Origin of the sequence: Neobacillus drentensis (assembly GCF_036966985.1) — a bacterium.
In the GTDB taxonomy this organism is placed as follows: domain Bacteria; phylum Bacillota; class Bacilli; order Bacillales; family Cytobacillaceae; genus Neobacillus; species Neobacillus drentensis_E.
Map to the genome: position 1 here is coordinate 2,722 of NZ_JBALSN010000394.1, position 5,779 is coordinate 8,500.

5 protein-coding genes are annotated in these 5,779 nt (G+C 38.9%); 3 read left to right on the forward strand and 2 right to left on the reverse strand.

Annotated features, from left to right (window positions below; genetic code table 11):
- Positions 1 to 64: 64 nt before the first annotated feature.
- From add to V7659_RS23190, 3 genes are all read left to right on the forward strand, one after another.
- Positions 65 to 1,063, forward strand: coding sequence for an adenosine deaminase (gene add / locus V7659_RS23180; protein WP_335542528.1), 999 nt, complete (start codon positions 65 to 67; stop codon positions 1,061 to 1,063).
- Between the two features lie 159 nt (positions 1,064 to 1,222).
- Entirely contained in the window at positions 1,223 to 1,897 is a 675-nt protein-coding gene (locus V7659_RS23185) for a response regulator transcription factor (protein WP_335542529.1), read from the forward strand.
- The gene (locus tag V7659_RS23190) at positions 1,887 to 3,293 is read left to right on the forward strand and encodes a sensor histidine kinase (protein WP_335542530.1); all 1,407 of its coding nucleotides are present in this window, start codon (positions 1,887 to 1,889) and stop codon (positions 3,291 to 3,293) included. The genes V7659_RS23185 and V7659_RS23190 overlap by 11 nt, the downstream gene beginning before the upstream one ends.
- An 88-nt stretch (positions 3,294 to 3,381) precedes the next feature.
- On the opposite strand, the gene V7659_RS23195 is transcribed toward V7659_RS23190, so the two are convergent.
- Together V7659_RS23195 and V7659_RS23200 are read right to left on the reverse strand one after the other, a co-directional pair.
- On the reverse strand, positions 3,382 to 4,194 hold the full coding sequence (locus V7659_RS23195; RefSeq protein WP_335542531.1) for a Cof-type HAD-IIB family hydrolase: 813 nt from the start codon (positions 4,192 to 4,194) through the stop codon (positions 3,382 to 3,384).
- Positions 4,195 to 4,388: 194 nt separating this feature from the next.
- Positions 4,389 to 5,354: a LacI family DNA-binding transcriptional regulator gene (locus tag V7659_RS23200; protein WP_335542532.1), complete on the reverse strand. Its 966-nt coding sequence runs from the start codon at positions 5,352 to 5,354 to the stop codon at positions 4,389 to 4,391.
- Positions 5,355 to 5,779: the final 425 nt, after the last annotated feature.

The window sequence follows — 5,779 nt, forward strand, 5'->3', positions numbered from 1 at the left end:
CTTCGTAATCAGGAATTTTTTTTTTTACTATAATTAAACAAAAATCAGGAGGTAAAGATCCAACATGAATTTTGTAACCTTACCCAAAATTGAACTTCACTGCCATTTGGATGGGAGTCTAAGACCGGAAACTATCATTGACATTGCGAAGAGAGAGGGGATTAGTTTGCCTTCCTTGGATAGGGATGAACTACAAAGAGAGCTCATTGCGCCATTAGAATGTGAATCCCTTGATGAATACTTAGAGAAATTTTCTATACCTAATTTAGTTATGCAGTCAGAGGAAAATCTTAGAAGGATTACTTTTGAACTTTTTGAGGATGCAGCCCGGGAAAATGTGAAATACATGGAAGTAAGATTTGCCCCATTACTTCATACAGCTGGGGGATTAGATGTTGAAGAGATAATTCAAAGCGTTATAACTGGAATGAAGGATGCTGAAAAGCAATTTGAGATAAAGGGAAACTTGATTCTTTCCTGCATGAGGACGATGCCTGCTTCCCGTGCTTTTGAGGTGGTAGAGAAGGGGAAGAAATTCCTTGGAGAAGGTGTAGTGGCCATCGATTTATGTGCATCGGAAGAGGAAGGATTTTCTGAAAAATTCGTAGAACCGATTGCCTTGGCTAGAGAATATGGTTATCGAGTAACCATCCATGCAGGTGAAACGGGTGTAGGTAAAAACGTATTAGAGGCAGTTAAACTTTTGGGTGCCGAGAGAATTGGCCATGGCGTATTTATAAAGAACTGTGATGAGGCATATAACATCGTAAAGGAAAAGCGAATAGTGCTTGAAATGTGCCCAACAAGTAATGTGCAAACAAAAGCAGTGAACCAGTTTAGTGAACACCCAATATATCAATTTCATAAGGATGGAATTCAGGTCACGGTTAATACAGACAACCGGACAGTTTCAAATACAACGATGGCAAATGAATGTGACATCGTATTTAAAGAATTCAATATAAGTGAAGATGACTACAAGCAAATTTACCTTACTAGCGTGGAAGCAAGCTTTGCCAATGCCGAAACAAAGGAAAAGCTGAAGAAATATATTTCTAGATGAAAAGTAGAATGAAAGGTGTCAGGCACCATGTGAAAAATTCACATGGTGCCTGACACCTTTTTGTCTTTTCTTAAGCAAACCTTAAGATTGCGATGCTAGATTTGAGTTACTAGAGATGATTTTAATCCTTATAAAATCAATCGCAAGGGAGATATTAGAATGAAAGTTTTATTAGCGGAAGACGATTTACGTCTCGGTGAATTAATCGAATATATGCTCAAAAAGAAAGGCGGCTACCAAGTCGAGTGGGTAACAAATGGAGAGGATGCTTACTATTACGCTACCACCGCCCACTATGATGTCATCATCATGGATTGGATGATGCCAAATGGGACAGGTGTGGAAGTTTGTGCCAGATTACGGAAACAAGGTTATTCTAGTGCGATTCTGATGCTGACAGCGAAAGATACCGTTGGTGACCGAATTGAGGGCCTAGATTCAGGTGCAGATGATTACCTAGTTAAACCGTTCGAAATTGACGAACTTTTAGCTCGGCTCCGGGCGCTTTCTCGTCGTAATTATGCACCGATTTTGGAGGAAGAAATTCAAATTCAAGGTTTGGTTCTGAATCGATTGAGTCATAGTGTTGGTTTGGGTCAAGAGGAAATTCAACTAAGCCCCCGTGAATTTCAGTTGTTAGATTTAATGGTAAAAAATAAGGGGCAGGTCCTGCCGCGTGAAGTAATTTTAGAGCGTATCTGGGGCTTTGATTCGGAGGTTGCACCTAAAACAATAGATGCAACCGTCAAATTAATCCGCAAAAAGCTCCAATCTTTTGGAAAACAAGATTTGCTTCAAAGCATTAGAGGGGTAGGGTACAAGTTTGGAAACTAAAATTGGATCCTTCATTCGTGCATTCACCACACAGGGCGAAAAAGATATTTTTAGACACACGCAAGGCAGATTAACCCGCATGTATAGTGGATTGCTCATGCTTTTACTAATCCTTTTTATCACAATAGTTTATATTGTCCTTCATGTTGTCATCCTAAACAACCAGGAACGTGAACTGCAATCATTGGTGAATCAGGAAGCGAGTTTCATCAAGAATTCATTACTAAAAAATGAACAGAATGACTTGAAAGGAATCGATGACCAAGAGGTGGTGTTTGCAGGAGTAAATCAGTTCTTTTATTATCTCGTAAATGCTAACGGAGAAATAATAATGGGCAATGAATCTGATAAGCGGATGCGTCAAAATATACTCCGGCTCATCAATGGAAGAATGCAAAATGAAGGGGAGATTCAAAAGGAAACTGTGCATGTTGAAATGGATGCTGCTGGAAGGGGAATGAAGGGGGAATTTCATCCGCGTGAGACTTCTCAAAATATTCAGCTCATGATTGCCAATCGGTCTATCTATAATAATGGTCAATTTATTGGGAAGTTGTATGTTGGAAAAAATATATCCTTTGCGTATCAGCTGTTCCGCTCACTATTGATGATACTTATAACAATAGGGATTGTATTTCTGGGGATAGCCATCTATATGAGTGTCGTCATGTCAAAAAGAGCGATGATTCCAATTAGCGGCGCGTTTACAAGGCAGCGTGAATTCGTGGCAGACGCTTCGCATGAATTACGGACACCATTAAGTGTTTTGCTTTCTTCGATTGAAGCAGTGGAAATGACGATTGAACCTCAAAAGAAAGACATGGTGGAGAAAATTCTCACCAATATGAGACAAGAAGTGAAACGGATGACACATTTGGTGAGTGATTTATTGACACTAGCTCGTTCAGACTCAAACACCATACAGCTAAGTTTCGAGACCTTTGACTTTCGTCCTCAAGCAGAAAGAGCGATTGACTCAGTTCGTCCGCTGGCTGCTGCTAAACAAATTTCTCTCCATTTGGATTCACCTGATTCGCTGATTGCAGTCGGCGATCCAGGGAGGCTATCACAGCTATTATATATTCTTTTAGATAATGCGATAAAATACACAACAAACGGCGGGGAAGTTGGTCTGTCACTGAAAATTGAAGGACAACAGGTATGTCTCTCTGTTCAAGATACGGGAATTGGAATAAGTGCAGAGGATTGTAAGCATATCTTCGAACGGTTTTACAGGTCTGATAAATCTCGTTCTCGGCAAATGGGCGGGCATGGCTTGGGACTTTCCATCGCTAAATGGATCGTTGACACACATAATGGAACGATAAAAGTCACCAGTGAACTTGGAAAAGGAAGTACCTTCACCGTTTATATCCCTCTAGTTTTTAAAGGATAGATGTATGTCAGACGGGTGCCTGACACCGTCTGACATACATTAGTTGGATGAAGGTCTAACATTTTAAAAACCATACCTTATCCAATGGTTATATAGCTTCATTTGCATATTCCGCGGCAGCGTCTTTTCCTAAAAGGCCAACCTGGATGAGGCCGTTGAGAATTCCATGATTAGAAGATGTCGTGGTAATAAGATCAGCTGCAGCCTTTGCTTCAGGAACCCCATTACCCATAGCTATCCCTGTTCCAATCATCGTTAACATCTCCAAATCATTCAAACCATCGCCAAACGCAAAACAGTTCTCGTTATTGATATCTAAGAATTCAAGCAGTTTGCGAATACCAACCGCTTTTGAGGCGCCCTTTGGCAGGAAATCATAAGCATAATCATGCCACTGAACGAAGTCTAAATTAGGAAAATGGTGGACGTATTGATATTTGTCCTCGTGGTTGCAGTAAAGATGTCCCTGAAATATTGGCTGATGTTTATAAAATGCATCGTCAACTATAGGATAAGGCATCATTAATGAGTCAAAACTAGATTCAATAAATGGATGATTTTCTTGGCTGACTTTAAAATTATCGTGACTGCAGTAGGCAAGGGCATGCCCTTTGCTTACTGTCAAAGTGGAAATCGACTCAAGCAGCTCAGGATTAATTGGATTTGCATAAATTTCCTGCCCTTCAAATACGACATATTGTCCATTCATGGAAATAAAAGAACTAATATTCAATTCCTTTTGAATCCAATAAAACATCTTCGGCACACGACCAGTGGCAATTACCGTGTGAACGCCTTTTTCCTGAAGTAAACGAACAGCTTTCTTTGTGGAATCTGGAATCACTTTATCCTCGTTAAGCAATGTACCGTCAATATCAAAAAACACCATAGGTTGTTTCATTTTCTATCCCTCCATTAAATCACAGCAGGTCGTTACGCTCAGGGGATTCTGATAACGCCGACCTGGTGTTGTGAGTTCTTGCAAAAACAGAATAGTTTATGAAACGCGTTTCAGGTCAAGGGGATTAAAAAAATAAATTCTGTTTTATTAGGTACGGAACGGTACGAAGGGAGAAATTAATCAATTCGTGAGATTCATACGGTATTTCGTTCAATTAAGGTTACTGGGATTTCATATTGGGCAATCTCCTCATTTTTGTTAATTCCTTGTAAAAATAGTTTCCGGCCCATCTCCTCAAGTGGGATTTCAATCGTTGTGATATTCATCATTTTAGCAATAGGTTGATTGTTGAACCCAATAAGGGCAAGATTATCTGGTATCGTAACACCTTGATTTTGTGCGCAGGTAACAATCCCGGCTGCTACATCATCGCTTGTCGCCAGTAGTGCTGTTGGAGGATGAGGCATCTTCATAATCTGGTTTAATACCTTTTCACCATCTTCGAAGTGAAGACAATCTTCAAAAACATAGGCACGGTTATAGGGTAAACGATTGTTTTTTAAAAAATCATTATAGGCTAATTCTCTGTTTTTACTATTAGTACCTGATCTACGTCCGATGCAATAACCAATTTTTTCGTGACCTTTTTGAAATAGGTAATCTAATGCAAATAGGAAACTTTTATAGTGATCCACAAATGAGGAGGCTACTTCTTTACCTCTGGTATCTTCGCATAAAATGATCGGTCCAAAAGGCAAATACGTTTCTATGGTGGTCCATTCGGATATTCTTGAGCAAATAATTAGTGCATCAATCTGCTTTTGTTTTAACGTTTGTAATGCCTCTAATTCTCGGCTTTCCAGGTAGTTAGTTTGGAATAAAACCAAATTGTAATTGTGTTTTAACGCTTCATTTGCGATCCCTTTTATTAGTAAGGCGAAGTAGGGGTGATCGATAAAAGGAACGACCAGACCTACAAGAAAGGTCTTTCCCGTACTTAAATGGACTGCATTAATATTTTGTTGATAATTACTCTGCCTAATCGCCTCTAAAACCGCATTCCTTTTTTCGGCACTTACATATGGATGATTATTTAACACTCGAGAAACAGTGGTTACAGAAACGCCTGCCAGCTTGGCTAAATCTTTGATATTTGTCATTCCATTACCTTCCTTAGCGGTGCCTGACACCCTGTAGGCTGCATTGCTATCCCGCGTTTTACTGTTCAATTTATATTATTGTATATAATAACCGAATTGTACTATAGAATTAGTGCTGCACTATGGTTGCATCCATGACTGAATGATGGGATGGTTATCTTAAAAAATAAAAATAATATATTTTGTAGAATAATAGTTGACTTTAAAGATACATGATAGTAATATAGTAAATCTGATGAGGGGATAGCAAATGAAACTTAGTTGTTTCTTAAAAATAATCCTTCTCCAGTTGACAAAAGTGATTGTGTTTGATAAGATGAGAATCTCGTTTATTTAGAAAGTATTATTTCAAAATAACACTTGACTTTCTGAAGATGAGATGATAAACTATAATCCTGTCACAAAATAGTTCTTTGAAAACTAAA

Coding starts and splice junctions, on each gene's coding strand:
- add (WP_335542528.1), top strand. CDS start 65: ATGAATTTTGTAACCTTACCCAAAATTGAACTTCACTGCCATTTGGAT.
- V7659_RS23195 (WP_335542531.1), bottom strand. CDS start 4,194: ATGAAACAACCTATGGTGTTTTTTGATATTGACGGTACATTGCTTAAC.
- V7659_RS23200 (WP_335542532.1), bottom strand. CDS start 5,354: ATGACAAATATCAAAGATTTAGCCAAGCTGGCAGGCGTTTCTGTAACC.
- V7659_RS23185 (WP_335542529.1), top strand. CDS start 1,223: ATGAAAGTTTTATTAGCGGAAGACGATTTACGTCTCGGTGAATTAATC.